General features: G+C 52.3%; 21 protein-coding genes. 3 read left to right on the top strand and 18 right to left on the bottom strand.

Features of this window, described 5'->3' with window-relative positions; genetic code table 11:
• Positions 1 to 63 precede the first annotated feature (63 nt).
• From OCU43_RS08435 to OCU43_RS08360, 16 genes are all read right to left on the bottom strand, one after another.
• Positions 64 to 918, bottom strand: a complete 855-nt coding sequence (locus OCU43_RS08435; protein WP_091353391.1) for an EamA family transporter — start codon at positions 916 to 918, stop codon at positions 64 to 66.
• Positions 919 to 945: 27 nt separating this feature from the next.
• A complete protein-coding gene (phnP, locus tag OCU43_RS08430; RefSeq protein WP_217647373.1) occupies positions 946 to 1,758 on the bottom strand; it encodes a phosphonate metabolism protein PhnP in 813 nt (270 codons plus the stop codon).
• Positions 1,745 to 2,320 (bottom strand): ribose 1,5-bisphosphokinase, encoded by a 576-nt coding sequence (gene phnN / locus OCU43_RS08425; protein ID WP_091353389.1) that lies wholly within the window; start codon positions 2,318 to 2,320, stop codon positions 1,745 to 1,747. Before phnN ends, phnP begins: the two co-directional genes overlap by 14 nt.
• A gap of 4 nt (positions 2,321 to 2,324) precedes the next feature.
• Positions 2,325 to 3,461: an alpha-D-ribose 1-methylphosphonate 5-triphosphate diphosphatase gene (gene phnM, locus OCU43_RS08420; RefSeq protein WP_091353386.1), complete on the bottom strand. Its 1,137-nt coding sequence runs from the start codon at positions 3,459 to 3,461 to the stop codon at positions 2,325 to 2,327.
• Entirely contained in the window at positions 3,458 to 4,186 is a 729-nt protein-coding gene (gene phnL, locus OCU43_RS08415; protein ID WP_091353384.1) for a phosphonate C-P lyase system protein PhnL, read from the bottom strand. The genes phnM and phnL overlap by 4 nt, the downstream gene beginning before the upstream one ends.
• A 17-nt stretch (positions 4,187 to 4,203) precedes the next feature.
• Complete coding sequence (gene phnK, locus OCU43_RS08410; protein ID WP_091353381.1) at positions 4,204 to 4,980, bottom strand: phosphonate C-P lyase system protein PhnK; 777 nt, start codon at positions 4,978 to 4,980, stop codon at positions 4,204 to 4,206.
• A complete protein-coding gene (locus OCU43_RS08405; RefSeq protein ID WP_091353378.1) occupies positions 4,977 to 5,837 on the bottom strand; it encodes an alpha-D-ribose 1-methylphosphonate 5-phosphate C-P-lyase PhnJ in 861 nt (286 codons plus the stop codon). Before OCU43_RS08405 ends, phnK begins: the two co-directional genes overlap by 4 nt.
• Positions 5,837 to 6,952: a carbon-phosphorus lyase complex subunit gene (locus OCU43_RS08400; protein ID WP_091353375.1), complete on the bottom strand. Its 1,116-nt coding sequence runs from the start codon at positions 6,950 to 6,952 to the stop codon at positions 5,837 to 5,839. Before OCU43_RS08400 ends, OCU43_RS08405 begins: the two co-directional genes overlap by 1 nt.
• Positions 6,952 to 7,557 (bottom strand): phosphonate C-P lyase system protein PhnH, encoded by a 606-nt coding sequence (phnH, locus tag OCU43_RS08395; RefSeq protein ID WP_091353372.1) that lies wholly within the window; start codon positions 7,555 to 7,557, stop codon positions 6,952 to 6,954. Before phnH ends, OCU43_RS08400 begins: the two co-directional genes overlap by 1 nt.
• Before the next feature lie 3 nt (positions 7,558 to 7,560).
• On the bottom strand, positions 7,561 to 8,010 hold the full coding sequence (phnG, locus tag OCU43_RS08390; RefSeq protein ID WP_091353369.1) for a phosphonate C-P lyase system protein PhnG: 450 nt from the start codon (positions 8,008 to 8,010) through the stop codon (positions 7,561 to 7,563).
• Positions 8,007 to 8,705, bottom strand: a complete 699-nt coding sequence (gene phnF, locus OCU43_RS08385) for a phosphonate metabolism transcriptional regulator PhnF (RefSeq protein ID WP_091353367.1) — start codon at positions 8,703 to 8,705, stop codon at positions 8,007 to 8,009. The genes phnG and phnF overlap by 4 nt, the downstream gene beginning before the upstream one ends.
• Before the next feature lie 32 nt (positions 8,706 to 8,737).
• Positions 8,738 to 9,535 (bottom strand): phosphonate ABC transporter, permease protein PhnE, encoded by a 798-nt coding sequence (gene phnE, locus OCU43_RS08380; RefSeq protein ID WP_091353365.1) that lies wholly within the window; start codon positions 9,533 to 9,535, stop codon positions 8,738 to 8,740.
• A 68-nt stretch (positions 9,536 to 9,603) separates the two neighbouring features.
• Positions 9,604 to 10,617, bottom strand: a complete 1,014-nt coding sequence (gene phnD, locus OCU43_RS08375; RefSeq protein WP_091353362.1) for a phosphonate ABC transporter substrate-binding protein — start codon at positions 10,615 to 10,617, stop codon at positions 9,604 to 9,606.
• Between the two features lie 28 nt (positions 10,618 to 10,645).
• Positions 10,646 to 11,488, bottom strand: coding sequence for a phosphonate ABC transporter ATP-binding protein (gene phnC, locus OCU43_RS08370; protein ID WP_091353359.1), 843 nt, complete (start codon positions 11,486 to 11,488; stop codon positions 10,646 to 10,648).
• Positions 11,489 to 11,667: 179 nt separating this feature from the next.
• Positions 11,668 to 12,276, bottom strand: coding sequence for a DapH/DapD/GlmU-related protein (locus OCU43_RS08365; RefSeq protein ID WP_091353358.1), 609 nt, complete (start codon positions 12,274 to 12,276; stop codon positions 11,668 to 11,670).
• A gap of 216 nt (positions 12,277 to 12,492) precedes the next feature.
• Entirely contained in the window at positions 12,493 to 13,554 is a 1,062-nt protein-coding gene (locus OCU43_RS08360; protein ID WP_091353355.1) for a tartrate dehydrogenase, read from the bottom strand.
• A 108-nt stretch (positions 13,555 to 13,662) separates the two neighbouring features.
• On the opposite strand from OCU43_RS08360, the gene OCU43_RS08355 reads away from it, so the two are divergent.
• The gene (locus tag OCU43_RS08355; protein ID WP_091353352.1) at positions 13,663 to 14,559 is read left to right on the top strand and encodes a LysR family transcriptional regulator; all 897 of its coding nucleotides are present in this window, start codon (positions 13,663 to 13,665) and stop codon (positions 14,557 to 14,559) included.
• Positions 14,560 to 14,743: 184 nt separating this feature from the next.
• Positions 14,744 to 15,544: a DUF1338 domain-containing protein gene (locus tag OCU43_RS08350; protein ID WP_091353350.1), complete on the top strand. Its 801-nt coding sequence runs from the start codon at positions 14,744 to 14,746 to the stop codon at positions 15,542 to 15,544.
• Here the strand turns inward: OCU43_RS08350 and OCU43_RS08345 are convergent.
• Positions 15,532 to 15,756 (bottom strand): hypothetical protein, encoded by a 225-nt coding sequence (locus tag OCU43_RS08345; RefSeq protein WP_139203118.1) that lies wholly within the window; start codon positions 15,754 to 15,756, stop codon positions 15,532 to 15,534. The genes OCU43_RS08350 and OCU43_RS08345 overlap by 13 nt on opposite strands.
• Before the next feature lie 122 nt (positions 15,757 to 15,878).
• Between OCU43_RS08345 and OCU43_RS08340 the strand changes: the two genes are divergently transcribed.
• Positions 15,879 to 17,198 carry an NAD(P)/FAD-dependent oxidoreductase gene (locus tag OCU43_RS08340; protein WP_091353345.1) on the top strand — a complete coding sequence of 440 codons (1,320 nt, stop codon included), beginning with the start codon at positions 15,879 to 15,881 and terminating at the stop codon, positions 17,196 to 17,198.
• Positions 17,199 to 17,213: 15 nt separating this feature from the next.
• On the opposite strand, the gene OCU43_RS08335 is transcribed toward OCU43_RS08340, so the two are convergent.
• On the bottom strand, positions 17,214 to 18,068 hold the full coding sequence (locus OCU43_RS08335; protein ID WP_091353344.1) for a LysR family transcriptional regulator: 855 nt from the start codon (positions 18,066 to 18,068) through the stop codon (positions 17,214 to 17,216).
• Positions 18,069 to 18,197: the final 129 nt, after the last annotated feature.

The following is an 18,197-nucleotide window of genomic DNA, read 5'->3' as shown; positions in this document are numbered from 1 at the left end:
TATCAGATCGCATTTATAGCGGAATTAACGTTTAAATTGCGATTGATATCTGAGCATATAAGCCTATCCCCGATAGATCATGATAATCCCGATAAGAATGATCATTGCCGCCAGAACTCTCTGCTTCCAGGCCCAGCGTTCACGTAAGAAAAGAATCGAGATAACCGACGCGACGATGATTCCGGCATTAGAATATGCCACGACCACGGCAGAGGGCATCTGCTTCATGGCAAACACCACCAGTGCATAAGCCAGACCGATACAAAGTCCTCCGGTGAACATAGCTAAAGGAGAGATCCCTGTTCGGGGCCGCCAGTCTCCTGTCTGGCGGACTAACAGAACCGACAGTGCCAGCCATGAACAGAAGTACCCCACTGAGATGAAGCCGACAATGGCACTAAAACTATTCAGGCTGGACACTGCCGCCTTATCACTCAGCGAATAAACACTGGTGGCCAGCATCGCAGTCATCGCCCAGGGCAAGGCGCGCTTGTCATTGGCAGAACCAGAGCTGAATGCCAGAATGAGCAAGCCTGCGACACTAACGATGATTCCTGCCCATGCCCAGATACCCAGCGTTTCCCCAAAGAGTAAAACACTCCAGATCGCAATCAACAGAGGTGAACTTCTGACCAGAGGGTAGACCAGCGGTACCGGGGCGTGATGATACGCCTGCCTTAGCCCTAAAAAGTAGATCACATTCGCTGACGCTGAGATCAGCAGAAGCAGTGCAAAAGTAAGGTTCCAGTGAACCTCAGTAATCAGCGCCCAGAAACCCCACGGGGCAACCATAATCAGATGAGCCAGCAACACCCACCACAATGGAAATGCCCTGGATGACTGATAGCGCGCGATCAGATTCCAGGTGACATGCATCATCACCGACAGGACAACAGCAATTTCCGGTTCAAGTGTCATTCGCTATCTCAGCTGTCTCTTCCAATCTCAACCCTTTCTACTTATCTCGACGATCAGTTTCTGAGAGACACAATCTTCTTCAATCTCAAACAGCATCCCATCAGTAACAACAGCCACACCTTCAGGCAGTGTAGCGCCAGAATGCTCCAGCCAGCAATCCAACCGATGGCTAATATGGGTGAGCCACAAACGGCTGGCACCACTTTGACGCCAGAGATCAAGCGCAGCATTCAGATCGTTATGGTTGCGGGGCATCGATTCTCTCGGAGGCTCACTACAATCCAGCACCAGATCATCCACCGGATAACGTTGCAGATAGTTCAGAGTCTCCGCAGGAAAGCCTGCTGTATCGGTCAGATACGCCATGCAATAATTGCCATTGCTGATCAGATAGCCGAAGGTTTCCCTGGAATGAATCAGCGGTAAAGCAACCACTCTGAACCCCGGCCATTCAACAGAATCAAAAGGTTTGAAGGGGGGCTGAAACTCAAACACACCCGGATGTTTATACAGATCATCGGCCCCGAGAGGATCATCGGGTCGGAAAACCGGTATCCGCCTGGCCTCTTCTGACCAGCGCAGATGAAACAACCCCTGTACATGATCCATATGAAAATGGGTCAGCAGAATCCGTTTTACTGAGACAAAACTGAAGCGTTCAGCCAGATCAGTCAGCCCGGCATCAACCAGCGTTACCCCCTCATCTGTATGAATCGCCAGTGAGGCGCCTCTGCGCCGTTTTCCCGGATCAGTCTGAGCCTGAAGACAGGCACTGCAGCGACAACCCCAGACAGGAACCCCCGCCGCATTACCACTGCCTAAAAACTCAATTTTCAACATCTGCGCTGATCTCTGTATGATTCATCACGATGCGGTGAAACTGATCGACCGCAGAACAAAGATCGGTATCATTGGCGATCTCTATTGCCCGACCATGCAGGCGCTGTTCAAAGATCTGATTACGGGCAATTCTGGCATCAATTTCACCCCCCTCTTCCCGCCCCCGCGCCTGCAGACGCTGCCTCAGTACTGCCGGATCAACGGTCACCAGAATTGGAATAAGTCGATCACCAAAACAGGAGGTCGCCTCTTCCAGATGAGCCCGCGAACCATTCACCACGACCGAATAGCCGCTGTTAAGCCAGTGACTGATCTCAACACCGATCGCATAACGGCAATTATTCGCCTGCCACTGCATGCTGAATAATCCTGCCTGAGAACGCTGGCGAAACTCTTCTTCACTCAGCTCAACATGATTCTCACCACCGGCTTGCCAACAGCGGGTTATGTAGCGGTGCGCAAACAAAACCGAAGACCCGCCGCCAAGACGATCACGCAGACCATTGATAAGGGAATCCTTTCCGCTGCCCGACGGGCCTGCCACATAGAATAGATATGACATCTTGTCAGAACACCCGCAGACCATTTTTCCACACATGCAGGATATGTGGATGATCGCTTGTTGCCTCACACCAGATCAGATCCGCTTTTAATCCGGGGGCAATGCGGCCACGGTCAGTTAAACCAACCGACTTTGCCGGGTTACAACTGATCAGCTTAGTCGCTTTGGCCAGGTCATACTGATTATTCTCATCATTGGCCAGCTTGAACGCTGCATCCAACAGACTGGCGGGATAGTAATCACTGGAGAGAATATCCAGTAACCCCTCTGATGCCAGTGTATGGGCAGCAATATTCCCAGAGTGTGAGCCGCCGCGCACCACGTTAGGCGCCCCCATCAGCACCGCCATACCATAGCCATGGGCCTCCCGGGCCGCTTCATAGGTGGTCGGAAATTCAGCAATCACCATATTAAAGCCCAGTGACTCAGTCACATGATCACGGGTAGCATCATCATGACTGGCCAGTGGAATACCCCGTTCATCGCAGAGAGCACAGATCTCCTTACGATACTGATCGCTATAAAGCCTGCTGGCTTCGGTCTGACGCTGAATAAAGGCTTCCATCTCGGTATCAGAGAGCTTGTACTTACCCTGATAGTACTGACGATATTTTTCCAGGCTGGCAAACTGACGCTGCCCCGGGGTGTGATCCATCACCGACACCAGCTGCGGCGGATACCGCTCTGACAGCTGCTTAAAGTTGCCGAGGGTATCTTCATGACTGACTTCACAACGCAGATGCAGCAGGTGATCAGAACGGGTCAGTCCCCTATGACGACTTTCATTCAGCGCATCAGCCATACGGGTCAGATTGTTAAGTCGATCACTGCCCTCCACCACATCCCCCACCGAGATCGCATCAAACACCGTGGTGATACCGGCGCTGATCATCTGCGCATCATGAACCTTAAAGGCAGACAAACCGGGCCAGGCAACACCGGGACGCGGGGTAAAGTGTTTCTCCATATTATCGGTGTGCAGCTCTACCATGCCGGGTAGCAGAAAACCGCCTTCACAGTTGACGGCCCCCGGCAAAGTAACAGAGCCCGGATCAACCGACTGGATCAGACCTTCACTGATAGAGACTGAGCCATGAATGACCTCGTCTTCCAACACAATATGCGCGTTTGTAAGAATCATGCCGGTACCCTTTCATCGGTGAATAACGAATCTTCCTGGCGGTCAGGATTAACATGGAAGATCTGATCCGCCACGGCATCACGAACCTCCGCATCGTGAAAGATCCCAACCACGGCTGTCCCCCGGTTACGGGCCTGACGGATCAGATCCACCACCACCGCCGCGTTGCGCTGATCCAGCGATGCCGTTGGCTCATCCAGCAACAGAATTGGATAATCGACGATAAAGCCCCGGGCGATATTTACCCGCTGCTGCTCGCCACCGGAAAACGTGCCCGGGGGCAGAGACCAGAGCCGTTCAGGAATATACAGCTGTTCCAGCAGTTCAGCCGCTTTAGCATGGGCTGTTGCAACGTTGACACCCCGCTCACGCAGAGGCTGAGCCACCACATCCAGAGTAGCCACCCGGGGAATCACCCGCAGAAACTGGCTGACGTAGCCGATGGTTTCCCGGCGAATCTCCAGCAGGGTCTGACTTGAAGCCCCGGTGAGCGCAGTCATCTCACCACGATGTCGAACCACTATCGAACCGCTGGTTGGCAGGTAGTTGGCGTAAAGTGAACGCAGCAGCGTACTTTTGCCGGAACCACTTTCACCAAACAGCACCGTGCACTCGCCCTGCTTCGCGACAAAGTCGATACCATTGAAGACCGGCAGCTTGATAGCGCCCTGATTGTGCAGGGTGAACACTTTGGTTAACCCCTGCACCTCTATCATTGTTTGCATTATGTTACTTCCCGGAATTATGAGGTCAGTACGGAGGACACCAGCAGCTGGGTATAAGCGTGCTGAGGATCATCAAGCACCTGATCGGTGAGGCCGGTTTCAACCACCCGGCCGTGACGCATAACGATCAGTCGCTGCGCCAGTAATCGGGCCACCGCCAGATCATGCGTGACAATCACCACGGCCAGGTTCATTTCGGTCACCAGTTGCCGCAGCAGATCCAGAAGCCGCGCCTGTACCGATACATCCAGACCCCCGGTTGGCTCATCCATAAACACCAGTCGGGGATGAGTCACCAGATTACGGGCGATCTGCAAGCGCTGCTGCATCCCTCCCGAGTATGTGGTTGGCTTGTCGTCGATGCGGGCGATATCCAGCTCTACGTCATTCATCCAGCTCTGCGCGGTTTGCCGCAGATTGCCGTAATGACGCTCACCGGTCGCCATCAGGCGCTCACCAATATTGGCGCCGGCAGACACCCCCATACGTAAACCATCCCGGGGATGCTGATGTACAATCCCCCATTCGGTGCGCTGCAGGTGACGCTGGCGGGACTCGCTCAGGCCATAGAGGTTGACCCACTCATCAGCCCGGGTGAGATAGTGAATATCACCCTCATCCGGGGCCAGACGGACAGAGAGACAGTTCAGCAGCGTTGACTTACCTGAACCTGATTCCCCCACAATTCCCAGCACTTCACCGGGATAAAGATCGAAACTCACCGCCTCACACCCTTTGCCCGCAGCATAGAGTTTGGTGAGGTTATCGACCTGTAAAATCGGTTCACGGTTCATGCGGTCACCTCCAGGTTTGCCATCCGCTCACGACAATAATCGGTATCTGAACAGATAAATTCATGGGCTCCCTGATCATCCATAATCACTTCATCGAGAAAGCTTTCATCTGAACCACAGATAGCACAGCACTGTTCCCACCTCTGCACCTCAAACGGATGGTCTTCAAAATCGAGGCTCTTAACATCGGTGTAGGGCGGGATCGCATAGATCCGTTTTTCACGACCGGCACCAAACAGCTGCAACGCCGGAGAGTTATCCATTTTCGGATTATCAAATTTAGGGATCGGTGAGGGATCCATCACATAGCGCCCATTTACCAGTACAGGATAGGCATAGGCCGTGGCGATATGGCCAAACTGGGCAATATCCTCGTAGAGTTTGATATGCATCACGCCGTAATCCTCCAGCGCATGCATCTTCCGGGTTTCAACCTCACTGGGCTCAATAAACCGCAACGGCTCAGGAATCGGCACCTGATAGACCAGCACCTGCCCCGCCTGAAGTGGCTTTTCCGGAATCCGGTGGCGGGTCTGAATCAGCGTCGCCTCTTCGGTTTTCTCAGTGGTCCTGACTCCGGTCAGATCACGAAAGAAAGCGCGAATACTCACCGCATTGGTGGTGTCATCCGCTCCCTGATCGATCACCTTGAGACAGTCATTCTCACCAATCACCGCCGCAGTCACCTGCATGCCACCGGTACCCCAGCCATAGGGCATCGGCATCTCGCGGCCACCAAATGGCACCTGATAACCGGGAATAGCGACAGCCTTTAACAGCGCCCGGCGGATCATCCGTTTGGTCTGTTCATCCAGATAGGCGAAGTTATAGCCTTCACGAATAGTCTGCGGATTCATCAGTTCATATCCTTAGCAGAGTCACTCTGCTCAGCAGCCCGTATACGACGCAGCAGTTCCAGTTCGGACTGGAAATCAACGTAGTGAGGCAGTTTCAGGTGAGAGACAAAGCCAGCGGCTTCGACGTTATCGCAGTGAGACAGAACAAACTCCTCCTGCTGCGCCGGAGAGACCACCTCTTCGTCGTAGTCAGCGGCTTGCAGTGAACGGTCCACCAGCGCCATCGCCATCGCTTTACGCTCACACTGACCAAAGCCCACGCCATAACCACGGGTAAATTTCACTTCGCCATCACGATGGCGGGTAAAACCATTGACCATTTCGCACTCAGTCATCTGTACAGCGCCGATGGTAATTTCAAAGCCCAGCTCCTCAGGCACGATGGACACTTCAACCTCGCCGATGCGGATCTCTCCGGCAAAGGGGTGATTGCGACCATAGCCCCGCTGGGTGGAGTAGCCCAGCGCCAGCAGGAATCCCTCATCCCCCTGTACCAGCGACTGCAGACGGGCACTGCGTTCCGCCGGATAGGTGATCGGATCCCGGGTAATATCGGTGGGTTCTGACTGATGATCAGACTCGCTAACCATCAGGTTTTCCCGTTCCAGAATCTCCAGCACTTTGGATACTGGTTCAACAGAGACAGGCTCAGCAGACATCTCAGCAGACGGACTAATATCAGCAACAGAGGGTTCACTAACGTCTCCCTCAGCCATCAGGCTGAAATCCAGCAAGCGATGGGTGTAATCAAAGGTTGGCCCCAGCACCTGTCCACCGGGCAGGTCTTTATAGGTCGCAGAGATACGCCGCTCGATCTGCATCGTTTCTGTATTGATCGGCTCACAGATACCAAAACGGTTCAGCGTGGTCTTATAGGCGCGCAGCAGAAAGATCGCTTCTACCAGGTCACCAGCGGACTGTTTAATCGCCAGAGCAGCCAGTTCAGGGTCATAAACCGCCCCCTCCGTCATTACCCGGGCAACCGCCAGCGGCAGCTGTTGCTCAACCTGCTTAACCGAAAGCTCCGCTTCGCGGGTATCGCCGCGACGGACTTTCGCCAGTAATTCATGGGCCGCGCTAATCGCCTTTTCGCCCCCTTTTACGGCTACATACATCAGTTCACCTCCACACGGGTGGTTCGGGGAATGGCGGTCACAACATTGTCGGCCAGCAGAACGATATCCAGTCCCAGCGGAAATGGGTCGGGACGCCCGGTCAGATAGTGGATCAGTTCACGCGGTAACGAGCTGATTGCCAGCGTTCGCTGCCCAGGTATTCCGGGTCCCTGCAGACGCAATACCGTAGATTCAGGCAGTGCGGTATCGGATATCTGATCAACCTGAACCAGCAACGTGCAGCCCCGGTCAGGGTATTCAGCAGAACCCCGTTTGAGCTGATCCAGTTGCGGTAACTGATCAGCCCGGCAGAGAACAAAATCCGCTTCACCGACGGTTTGCGTCAGACGGCAACCGGTATGAAAGCTGAGATTCTTCGCTACAGCATCACTGTTAAAGGGTTCGGCTAACCAGATTCGGGTAGTAGAATCCAACAACGCAAGGCAGGTTGAAAAGGCCGCCGGGCACAGAGTCTCCAGTGTGGTGGCCTGATCCAGCGATTCAATCACACCCGGTTCGCTCATCACTTTAAGCAGCGAACGGAACACCTGTTGTGCATCGGTGACCGGCTCCTGGAAACCGATCTGTAGTGCAATACTGTTCATCGGTTAGTCCTCTCCTCTCACCAGGGTAAAGAAATCAACTTTGGTAGCAGCGGTCGCCTGCTGTTTCACCTGCTGGGACTCGCTAGCCTGCTGTTTCAGCGGTTCTATTACGTTGTCCGTCAGGTGCTGATGAAAGTCAGACAGTTGCAACATCGCATCCAGCTGCGCCGCCCGCAGCGCATGAGCCTTATTACGTCCGGCAACATAGCTGAACCCCAGAGAGTCCCCCTGACTGCGAACCACGCAACGGGTCACGGTCATATCCCCCATATTGAAGGCATCGCCTTTTCCACCCATCCGTGCACGCACCTGGGTCAGGCCAATTTCAGGTTCACGGATCAGCTCAAACTGCATATCACTAACCACTGAGTCAGATAGCTTCAGCAGAACTTCGGTAGGCGCTTTCGCCAATACCGAGATCCAGCGCTGACGCTGTTCAGTACTAATATTCATGGTGTTGGTTCCACTCGGTATTCAAAGTAATCACTGCGGCTACGGGCAATAGAGTATTCACGCAATACACCTGACTGCCGGCAGACGTTTCGGGTGTGTACCTCCATTACCGGAATCCCGCGACTGATAGCCAGTTGACTGCACTCATCAAAGGTAGGCATACGGGCCCTTAAACGGGTGGTGCCCCGCTGCAGCTCCAGATCAAAATTCTGTAGCAGATAGGCGTGCAGCGATCCCTCACTAAAGTTATTCAGAGCATCATCCGGCAGGCCAAACAGATAGTGGCGGATCAGACATACCGGATCAGTGCCGATAAAACGGCGGGTCTGTAATTCAATCACACTGACAGGTTCTGTCAGCTCCAGCTGATCTGTCAGAACGGCGGGCAACGTTGTGACCCGGCATCCCAGAATCTCAGTTTCCAGCCCCAATCCGATCTGATTCAGGTTATGGGAAAATGCCGCCCGGTCATGCAGGGCATAATCGATCGGTTTTTGCACCACTCGACAGCCAAGCCCCTGATGACGTCGCACCAGACCATCCTGCACCAGCTCATCGATCGCCCGCCGGACGGTATGCCGGTTAACATCAAAACGATCAGCCAGTTGGTTTTCCGGTGGTAACAGGTCTCCCGGCGTATACTGGGCACTGATCTCGTCTCTTAACTGAATCGCAATTTTGCGGTAAATAGCCATTTGTCTATACAAGTTCCGGGAGCTAAAAATTATCAGATAAATGCTTTGCGCAGCCGCTGCGACAGAAGGTCGGTCAGGGTGACGCAGATAACAATTACAATCATCACGGCACAGGTTTGCTGAAACTGGAAACCGCGAATACTCTCCCAGAGAATTACCCCCACACCTCCGGCACCTACCATGCCAACCACCGTGGCAGACCGTACGTTGGATTCAAACCGGTAAAGCGAGTAGGAGATCCACAAAGGCAGAACCTGAGGAATAACACCGTAAAGAATCTCTTCTAAAATATTGGCACCGGTTGCTCTGACACCCTCAACAGGACGTGGATCAATCGCTTCAACCGCTTCTGAAAATAGCTTTGCCAGCACACCGGTGGTATGGATAAACAGGGCGAGCACTCCGGCAAATGGTCCCAGCCCCACCGCCACCACAAACAGCATGGCGAACACCATCTCATTAATGGCACGGGTCGCATCCATCAATCGACGCACCGGCTGATAGATCCATACCGGCATCAGGTTTTCGGAACTGAGTATGCCGAATGGGATAGACAGCAGAATGGAAAGCACCGTCCCCCAGAGCGCGATATGGATCGTGACCGCCATCTCTTCAAGGTAAAATTTGATATCGCTAAAGTCAGGAGGAAAGAAGTCTGCGGCAAACTCCGCCATATTGCCCGCATCACGGATCAATACCATCGGGTTCATCTCGGCGCCTTCCCAACCCCATCCAAGCATGGCGAATAAAACACCCCAGCTCAGCGCAGCCATCCAGTTAAATGGCTTACTGACTATGGTATTTTTATTGACGTATGCATCTGTAGTCATCGTCTGATTCCGTTAAAAAAGCAGGAAACCAGCAGCGCTTGTACAAACGCTGCCAGTTGTTGTAACAATTAAAGTGCAGCAGCCTGAAGAGCTGCCATACGACGGTTCAGTACAGCCAGTTGCTCATCAATTTCCTGGATTTTTTCAGCTTTTTCAGCATCAGAGAGACCCGAGTTATTGATCATTTTTGCCCGGTTCTTAAACAGGGCCAGTTGACGGATAGGCAGTAACTGATCATCGCTGGACGCTTTGAACGGAGCCCACTGCAGTTCTTTCAGAATATCCAGCTCTTTAGCATCGTTGGTCTTTCCGTAAGACATAAAGAAGTCATAGATCTTGCTCTTGTCAGCTTCAGCCAGGTTCTTACGCCATACGATAGGGTCAGACGGAATCAGCGGAGATTTCCAGATCACCTTCACTTTATCGACCATTTCCGGATGAGTGATCGCAACACGAGCAAGGTTCTCAGTGTTGTTTGTAGCAACATCAACCTGACCGTTGGCAACCGCCATAAAGTTAGCTTCGTGGCTGGCATTGGTGACACGCTTAAATGCTTTTTTGGCATCGACACCGTTTTTAGCAAACACGTAGTAGCTAGGCACCAGGAAACCAGAGGTTGAGTTTGGATCACCGTTACCAAACGCCAGCTCACTGCTGTTCGCCAGAACATCTTCAACACTGTTCAGCTTGTCGTTGTTGGCAGAAGCCAGCAGCACACTCCAGTATCCAGGGTTGCCAGTGACATCAACGGTCTGAGCAAAGATCTCGCCACCTGCACGATCAACAGCTTCCATGGCAGATTTATTGCCATACCAGGCAACATCGACTTTATTGAAACGCATCGCCTGAATAATGCCAGCATAGTCAGAGGCAAAGAACGGCTTAACTTCCATATTCAGCTTTTTCGACATATCCGCCAGAAAAGGCACCCAGATAGTTTTCAGGTTCTGGGAAGTTTCGGTAGAGATAATGCCGAAATTCAGCGTCTTTAACTCTTCTGCCTGAGCAACACTGACACCAGTCAGTGCCGCAGTGATCGCCAGGCCAGCAGCCAGCTTAGAAAACACTTGCTTAAGTTTCATTGGATTTTGCTCCGGGTTTAGTTCAGTTTCACACAGGGTTAAGTTCAGGGTTTAGATCTAAATGAGAGTGTTTTACAGGTACTTCATGTGCCTGAGATCCAAGCGTTCCTTCGGATATCTGAGTACCGTAGAGATCGGTTAACAGAGAGGTTTCAAGCCCATCGATAGAACCATCAAAATAGATCTCTCCCTCTTTCAGCGCGATCGCACGACTACAATATTTCTGGGCATATTCAACCTGATGCAGCGTTACCACGACGGTGATACCCATCTCCTGGTTGATCCGTTGCAGAGTTTCCATCACCTGCCGGGAAGACTCAGGATCCAGCGATGCGATCGGCTCGTCGGCCAGAATAATTTCGGCTTCCTGCATCAGCGCTCTGGCGATTGCCACCCGCTGTTGCTGGCCGCCTGAAAGATCAGAAGCCCGCTTCAATGCATGCTGACGCAGACCGACAGATTCCAGCGCCTCAAGAGCTTTAAGTTTCTCTTCATCGGTAAACCAGCCCAGCAGGCTGCGATAGGTAGGGATACGGCTCAGCGCACCAATCAACACATTGGTCTGAACGCTGAGGCGGTTAACGAGATTGAACTGCTGAAAGACATTACCGATACGGGCACGGGTAGCCCGCAGTTCCTTTGCCGGCCGGCCGTTCTGCTGCACTTTGCGGCCCAGCACCTCAACCATTGATGGTGAATTACGATTGGCAAAGGTCAGTCCGGAAAGGTGGCGCATCAGCGTTGACTTCCCGGAACCGGAAGAGCCAATCAAAGCAACCATCTCGCCTTTTTGCACCTCAATCGACACATCTTTCAGAACAGCAACACGATTGAAGCTTTTGCGCAAAGCAGTAATTTTGATAGCAGGCATGAAATCCAATCCTCTATTTGATTGCATGCAAGCTTAGGGCGTTTTTATGACAGCAAAGTTATCTAGACATGTTGGTTTTCTTACAGTTTTATGGACGCTTTATGTCGAAACAAAGCGGGTTGTTCAAAGCACTTGATTTAACGGTACTTATTTACCAATACACATTTAACAGTACACATTTAGCAGTACTTAAGCAGAAAATCCTCGCCCGATAATACCCGAAAATCAGCCATTCGTTCAGCTAATAAAGCATCATCCCAGTCCCACCAGCACAGCCGGTTAAATCCCTGAATGACCTCATCGCTGAAGCGCTTGCGGACAGGCTTTGCCGGCACGCCTGCGACAATGCAGTAGTCTTCGACATCTTTGGAAACCACAGCTCCTGCCGCAATGACCGCACCATTGCCCACAGTAACTCCGGCAAGAATCACCGCCCCGTGGCCGATCCAGACATCGTTGCCAATGTTCACCGGCTGATCCCGACGCCACTGAAAAAAGGACTCATCATCGTCACCTAAGCCATACATAGAACTGCGGTAGGTAAAGTGATGCATCGCCGCTTTTTCGACTGGATGGTTGCCCGGATTCAGCCGGGTGTGGGAGGCTATCGAGCAGAACTTACCGATCTCCGTATTGATGATATCGGAGTCATTTCCAACGTAGGCGTAATCATCCAGGCGGGAATTCACCAGTTTACAGCGCTCACCGACTTCATTAAAACGGCCAAAATTAACCCCCTGAATCTCTGCATCCGGGGCAAGGGTAGGCTCTTCAGATAGCTTTTTCATCGTTGTATTCACGCTCTTTATCTTTATAGAAAGATCAGAGACTAATACCTGCCGATGAAATTAATATGACACCTAAGGCCCGGTGTTCCTGGTCAAACCGGAATTGAGTCATACAAAAACAGAGGGGAATTTAACCGCCCCAAGAAGAGTGGAAGGCTGATACGGGCGTATCAGCCTGACAGGCTCAGATCACCAGATCCTGCATCAGCATCTGTGTCAGAGAATCTCCTTCAGGATCGCGTCACCCAGCTGCTGGGTATTCGCGTTACCGCCCATATCCCGGGTCAGTGCTTTGCCCTCAGCTAATACGCTGGCCATCGCCTGCATCAGAGAATCGTGTACCGAATCATAGCCAAGATGCTGCATCATCATCGCACCGGCCCAGATGGTACCCAGCGGATTGGCGATCCCCTGCCCGGCAATATCCGGGGCCGAACCATGCACCGGTTCGAACATCGACGGAAAGGTTTTTTCCGGGTTGATATTCGCCGATGGCGCGATGGCGATGGTGCCGGTACAGGCAGGTCCCAGATCTGAGAGAATATCGCCAAACAGATTTGACCCCACCACCACATCAAAGTGTTCCGGCATGCGCACAAAGTTAGCCGTGAGAATATCGATATGGTACTGATCCACATTTACCTGCGGATAGTCTTTCGCCATCGCCTCGACCCGGCTGTCCCAGTAAGGCATTGAGTGATAGATGCCGTTGGATTTTGTTGCAGAACTCAGATGCTTCGCCGGGCGGCTCTGAGCCAGGTCAAACGCATACCTGAGAATGCGATCTGTCCCACGACGGGTGAAGATACTCTGCTGCGAAACCACCTCATGTTCGGTGCCCTCATACTGAATGCCACCCACAGAGGAGTACTCCCCTTCAACGTTTTCCCTGACCACGTAGAAATCGATATCGCCGGGTTTCTTTCCTGCTAACGGGCATGGCACCCCCTCAAACAAACGGACAGGACGCAGGTTAACGTACTGATCAAACGCCCGGCGAATCGGCAACAGCAATCCCCAAAGGGAGATATGATCAGGCACACCAGGAAAGCCCACCGCCCCCAGATAGATCGCATCAAAGCCTTTCAACTGCTCCAGACCATCTTCAGGCATCATCCGCCCGGTGCGATGATAGGTTTCACAGGACCAGTCAAACTCTGTCCAGTTAAACTCCACCCCATGTTTACGCCCTGCCGCTTCGAGTATCTGCATCCCGACAGGGATAACCTCTTTACCGATACCATCACCGGGAATCACCGCAATCTTTACTTTGTTCATCGTCGTACTCACTTGAAAAAGAGATCTTTTCGAATTCGGAAACAACCATCATATTCGATATGATACGTAGATTAAAAAGCCATAGTGTAAATACAAGGGTCACGAAACGTGAATCAACTTCCTCCCCTTAACGATATACAGGTGTTCGTAGTCGCTGCCCGATTGCAAGGCTTCAGTAGTGCGGCCGACAGCCTGGATGTCTCCCCGGCATATATCAGCAAACGGATCAACCTGCTGGAGAAGCATCTGGGCGTGCGCCTGTTTATTCGCAACGCCCGGCAGGTAATACTGAGCCCCGAAGGTAAAATTGCCCTGGAATGGTCAGAGCGCCTGCTGGAAACGATGGAGCAGATGGAAGCTGAAATTGTCAACGAACAGCTGATACCCAAAGGTAAACTAAGAATTGTCACCAGTAGCGGATTTGGCAGCCACTTTATCGCACCGGTGGTATCCCGCTTTAGCCAGCAGTATCCGCAACTGGAGATTGATCTGGAGTTGCTCGACCGTCCCGTCGATCTGATTTCAGAGGGGTTTGATATTGAACTGCGAGTCGGCGGTGAACTGCCTCAACAGCTGATCGCCAAACGCCTCGGTGAAAACCAGCGAATTCTCTGCGCCGCGCCAGCCTATCTGGAAGAGTATGGCACACCGCAACAGCTGGCTGAGCTGAACCGTCACCGCTGCATCGGCATCCGGGAACGGGATCAGAGCTATGGACACTGGCGTTTAGAGAGCAGAGCCGGCAAAAAAAGTATCAAATTAACCGCGCCGCTAACCACTAATAACGGCAGCGTGGCCAAACAGTGGTGTCTCGATGGCCGGGGTATCATGCTCAGATCAGTGTGGAATATCCGCGAGGAACTGAACAGCGGCCACCTTATCCGCATACTCCCGGACTATAGTCAGCAAGCTGATATCCACGCAATCTACCCATCACGGCTGGAGACCTCAGCAAAACGTAAAGTGTTTGTCACCCTACTCGAAACAGCACTGAAAAAGGTTTAAAGAGCCGCGTCTATAGGTTGACTGTATAACCCATATCAAAAAGCAATATTGTACTTATATCAGGCAAGCCAATAAGTTTGTTTCTATGCTGACTAAAGAAGGCTGGCTAACAAAACTGAATAAACAGTGCTGATATCGCACAGTCTATGTGCCAGCCCACTGAACATCTGATTGGGTATGAGAGATGAACTACGAAACTTTTTTTGCAATGCTTTGGCAGGACTATATCGACATCGCGCCCCAGGCACAGAAAATCCACGACCTGTTCACCAGCCTGGGGGAAGCCGTCATCAATGATCACGTGGCGTTCAGAACCTTCTCTGACTGTCCCATTGACCTGGAGCATCTGCAACCGGTTATTCTGGCGATGGGGTACAAACTGCAGGAGCACTATCATTTTGAGCAGAAGAAGCTGGTCGCCCGCAGTTATTCCCACCCGGATCCCGCTGCCCCCCGTATTTTTGTCAGTGAACTGATGCGTCACCTTCTGAGTGAAAAGAGTCAGCGCATTCTGGAGTCGGTTGTGTCCCAGATCGATCCCGGAGCAGTTGATGGTCCGGAGGTTTTTGCCCGGGGACTGCTGTGGCAACCGATCACTGCAGCAGACTACGATACCCTGTCAGAGGAGAGTGAATACGCCGCCTGGCTGACAAGTCTGGGACTGAGAGTTAACCACTTTACCGTCAGCCTCAACCACCTTAAATCCATCACTGATATGCAACAGGTGATCGATCTGCTGCAACAGCATCAATTCCCGATCAATCAGGCAGGCGGGGCGATAAAAGGGGTTCCGGCAGACCTTCTGGTGCAATCATCCACCATGGCAGATCAGACAGAGATGACCTTTAGCTGCGGCCAGACACGGACGGTCCCTACCTGTTTTTATGAATTTGCCATGCGCTATAAAAACGCCGGGGGCGAATTGTTTGATGGCTTTATTGCCAGTAACGCTGACAAAATTTTTGAATCCACTCACCGCACCTGACAGACAGTGCCAGAATCAACACTAAACGCATCATCCGGGCAGTTAGCACCCGCACCCTGCCCGACTATCTGACCATTAACGTAGAGAGTAAACAGCTGACTGATCTGTCGTTTGCGGCCCTGCATCTGGCCATAGTCCATTCCTATAGGGGAGTCATAAAAACAGTATTTCTGCTCGATCTGAGCCGGGAATATGATCGTGATATTGCGCACGCTTAACATTGCCTCAAAGTTGATCGGTTCTCTGCCCGTTTTATCCCATATACAAAGCGTGATCGGAGAGCTGATCAGATCATCGTCATGATGAATAGTACGATTTGAATGGAAACCCGACCATGAACAATCATCACATTATCCGGCACACACTTCCTGACTCATTGTGGGCAGCGAGTGCCTGCCCGGCTCCTGATACGGCCCCGCTTCAGGGACAGCACAGTGCAGCCGTCGTGATTATTGGCGCCGGCTACACCGGTCTTTCGACAGCGCTGCACCTGGCCGAAAAAGGGGTCGATGTAATCGTCCTTGAGGCCCAGGAGATCGGCTTCGGTGGTTCTGGTCGTAATGTGGGATTAGTGAACGCTGGCCTGTGGGTCAACCCTGACGAGATTGAAGCGACCTTAGGCTCAACCTATGGACAGCGACTCAATACACAGCTGGCGGGGGCTCCCGATCTGGTTTTTTCGCTGATAGAGCGCTTCGGTATTGGGTGTGAAGCCATTCGCAACGGCACCCTGCAACTCTCTCACTCCAGAAAGGGTGACCATATTCTAATGACAAGAGCCAGGCAATTACTGCAACGGGGGGCTCCGGTTGAGCTAAAAGACCCGGCAACCACAGCCCGGCTAACCGGCACCAGCGCCTACAAAAGCTCACTGTATGACCCCCGTGCAGGTACGATTCAGCCCCTCAGCTATGCCCGGGGACTGGCTCAGGCAGCACAATCCTTGGGGGCCAGAATCTATACCGGTTCCATCGTCACTGAACTCAGCAATAACCCTGCCGGAGAGTGGCAAGTGGCTACCGCCAACGGTTCGGTCGTTGCCGATCAGGTGGTTATCGCCACTAATGCCTACAGCGAACATCTCAATAAAACATTAAAGCAATCCTTTATTCCGCTCCGCTTTTTTCAGTATGCCACTCACCCATTGCAGCCCGAACAGTTGCAACAGATTCTGCCGGAAAAACACGGTTGCTGGGATACCCGTCAGGTGATGTCATCAATTCGCCTGGATGATTCAGGTCGTCTGATTATCGGCAGTATTGGTACGGTCGAGGACCGGGGGAATCGCTTTTTGCAAAACTGGGCCAGCCATCAGCTATCCAGACTGTTTCCGGGTCTTTTTCATCCCTCAACGGTCCGTAATGACGGTCTCTGGAGCCATAGCTGGTCCGGCCAGATCGCCTTTTCCAATGACCACCTGCCACATCTTCATCGACTTGCGCCGGGGCTGACCGCCTGTATCGGCTATAGTGGTCGGGGAATCGGACCGGGTACTATGATGGGTAAGTCACTGGCGGACCATCTGACAGGAATGCCGCTGGAAGAGATGTTTGTACCGGTCACACCATTGAAGCCGATTCCGGCCCGTCGTGTCCGGGAACTGTACTTTGCCCGGGGGGCCGATCTTTATCACCTGTATCAGCGCATCATGTAATCATCAGGTTAATTCTCATTGTCCAAACAGCTCTTCAGCGAGTTCTGACTTAACACTTTCAATCACCGACAGTAACAGCGGCGGTAACGGCTTATTACGGGCATAGGCCAGACCAACCACCCGCTCCAGCTGTAAGCCATTGACCTCGCGAATAATAATGTCCTTTCTGCCATCGGTGGATTGCTTCGGCACCACTGAAACCCCCAACCCCGCCGCCACCATATCCAGGGCATACTCTTCGGTACGCACAGTCGCTTTGGTATTCAGAATAATCCCGCGTTTTTGCAGCAGAAACTTCCAGGCATCATTAAAATCACAGCGCCGTCGACTGATGTACGGCAGGTTATTCAACAGCTCAAAATCGATTGAATCGTGGATCTCCAGCGGATGTCCTTTGGGTAGCGCCAGTACATAACGGTCAGTCCATAGCTTATGAAACGCTTCATCAGGCTCAACAATACTGCTAGAGACGATGCGCAGATCAGATTCCTCAGCGATATCCACCAGCGTCAGATCAAGCCCTGGAATCTCCCGGAATAGCGCTTTAATCACCCGGCCTATCCGCTTGCCCGACAAAAAAGGCATCAGGCCGAGCCGTACTGGCAGAAACTCAGGCTTATCCTGAAACTGCAGCTTAATCGACTGAATATCTCCCAGTACTTTGCGGGCATCGGGGTAGAGACGGGTACCCTCCGGAGTGGGCGTCACCCCTTTGGAGTGGCGCACAAACAGCGCACAGTCCAGTTCAGATTCCAGTTGCTGAATAGCCGCAGAAATGGATGGCTGAGCGACAAAGCAGCGCTTCGATGCCGCGCTCAGACTCAGCTCCTCATATACCGCAACAAAGTAACGTAATGAACGAAAATCCATAACAGTCTCTAATAGTTATTACCCCGAAGCCTATAGAATATCCTATAGCAATCATTTAACGATATAGTCTTTGACGATACCCCCTCCAGAAATTTAGTATTTTTTTATACGCTTCCCGACGACTAAGCT

The sequence above is a fragment of the Amphritea atlantica genome, from assembly GCF_024347255.1.
Classification (GTDB): Bacteria; Pseudomonadota; Gammaproteobacteria; order Pseudomonadales; family Balneatricaceae; genus Amphritea; species Amphritea atlantica.
This window is presented reverse-complemented; position numbering and strand designations above follow the sequence as displayed.

Excerpts from the sequence above, each read along its gene's own strand:
- OCU43_RS08435 (WP_091353391.1), bottom strand. The coding sequence starts at position 918 with ATGACACTTGAACCGGAAATTGCTGTTGTCCTGTCGGTGATGATGCAT.
- phnP (WP_217647373.1), bottom strand. The coding sequence starts at position 1,758 with ATGTTGAAAATTGAGTTTTTAGGCAGTGGTAATGCGGCGGGGGTTCCT.
- phnN (WP_091353389.1), bottom strand. The coding sequence starts at position 2,320 with ATGTCATATCTATTCTATGTGGCAGGCCCGTCGGGCAGCGGAAAGGAT.
- phnM (WP_091353386.1), bottom strand. The coding sequence starts at position 3,461 with ATGATTCTTACAAACGCGCATATTGTGTTGGAAGACGAGGTCATTCAT.
- phnL (WP_091353384.1), bottom strand. The coding sequence starts at position 4,186 with ATGCAAACAATGATAGAGGTGCAGGGGTTAACCAAAGTGTTCACCCTG.
- phnK (WP_091353381.1), bottom strand. The coding sequence starts at position 4,980 with ATGAACCGTGAACCGATTTTACAGGTCGATAACCTCACCAAACTCTAT.
- OCU43_RS08405 (WP_091353378.1), bottom strand. The coding sequence starts at position 5,837 with ATGAATCCGCAGACTATTCGTGAAGGCTATAACTTCGCCTATCTGGAT.
- OCU43_RS08400 (WP_091353375.1), bottom strand. The coding sequence starts at position 6,952 with ATGTATGTAGCCGTAAAAGGGGGCGAAAAGGCGATTAGCGCGGCCCAT.
- phnH (WP_091353372.1), bottom strand. The coding sequence starts at position 7,557 with ATGAACAGTATTGCACTACAGATCGGTTTCCAGGAGCCGGTCACCGAT.
- phnG (WP_091353369.1), bottom strand. The coding sequence starts at position 8,010 with ATGAATATTAGTACTGAACAGCGTCAGCGCTGGATCTCGGTATTGGCG.
- phnF (WP_091353367.1), bottom strand. The coding sequence starts at position 8,705 with ATGGCTATTTACCGCAAAATTGCGATTCAGTTAAGAGACGAGATCAGT.
- phnE (WP_091353365.1), bottom strand. The coding sequence starts at position 9,535 with ATGACTACAGATGCATACGTCAATAAAAATACCATAGTCAGTAAGCCA.
- phnD (WP_091353362.1), bottom strand. The coding sequence starts at position 10,617 with ATGAAACTTAAGCAAGTGTTTTCTAAGCTGGCTGCTGGCCTGGCGATC.
- phnC (WP_091353359.1), bottom strand. The coding sequence starts at position 11,488 with ATGCCTGCTATCAAAATTACTGCTTTGCGCAAAAGCTTCAATCGTGTT.
- OCU43_RS08365 (WP_091353358.1), bottom strand. The coding sequence starts at position 12,276 with ATGAAAAAGCTATCTGAAGAGCCTACCCTTGCCCCGGATGCAGAGATT.
- OCU43_RS08360 (WP_091353355.1), bottom strand. The coding sequence starts at position 13,554 with ATGAACAAAGTAAAGATTGCGGTGATTCCCGGTGATGGTATCGGTAAA.
- OCU43_RS08350 (WP_091353350.1), top strand. The coding sequence starts at position 14,744 with ATGAACTACGAAACTTTTTTTGCAATGCTTTGGCAGGACTATATCGAC.
- OCU43_RS08340 (WP_091353345.1), top strand. The coding sequence starts at position 15,879 with ATGAACAATCATCACATTATCCGGCACACACTTCCTGACTCATTGTGG.
- OCU43_RS08335 (WP_091353344.1), bottom strand. The coding sequence starts at position 18,068 with ATGGATTTTCGTTCATTACGTTACTTTGTTGCGGTATATGAGGAGCTG.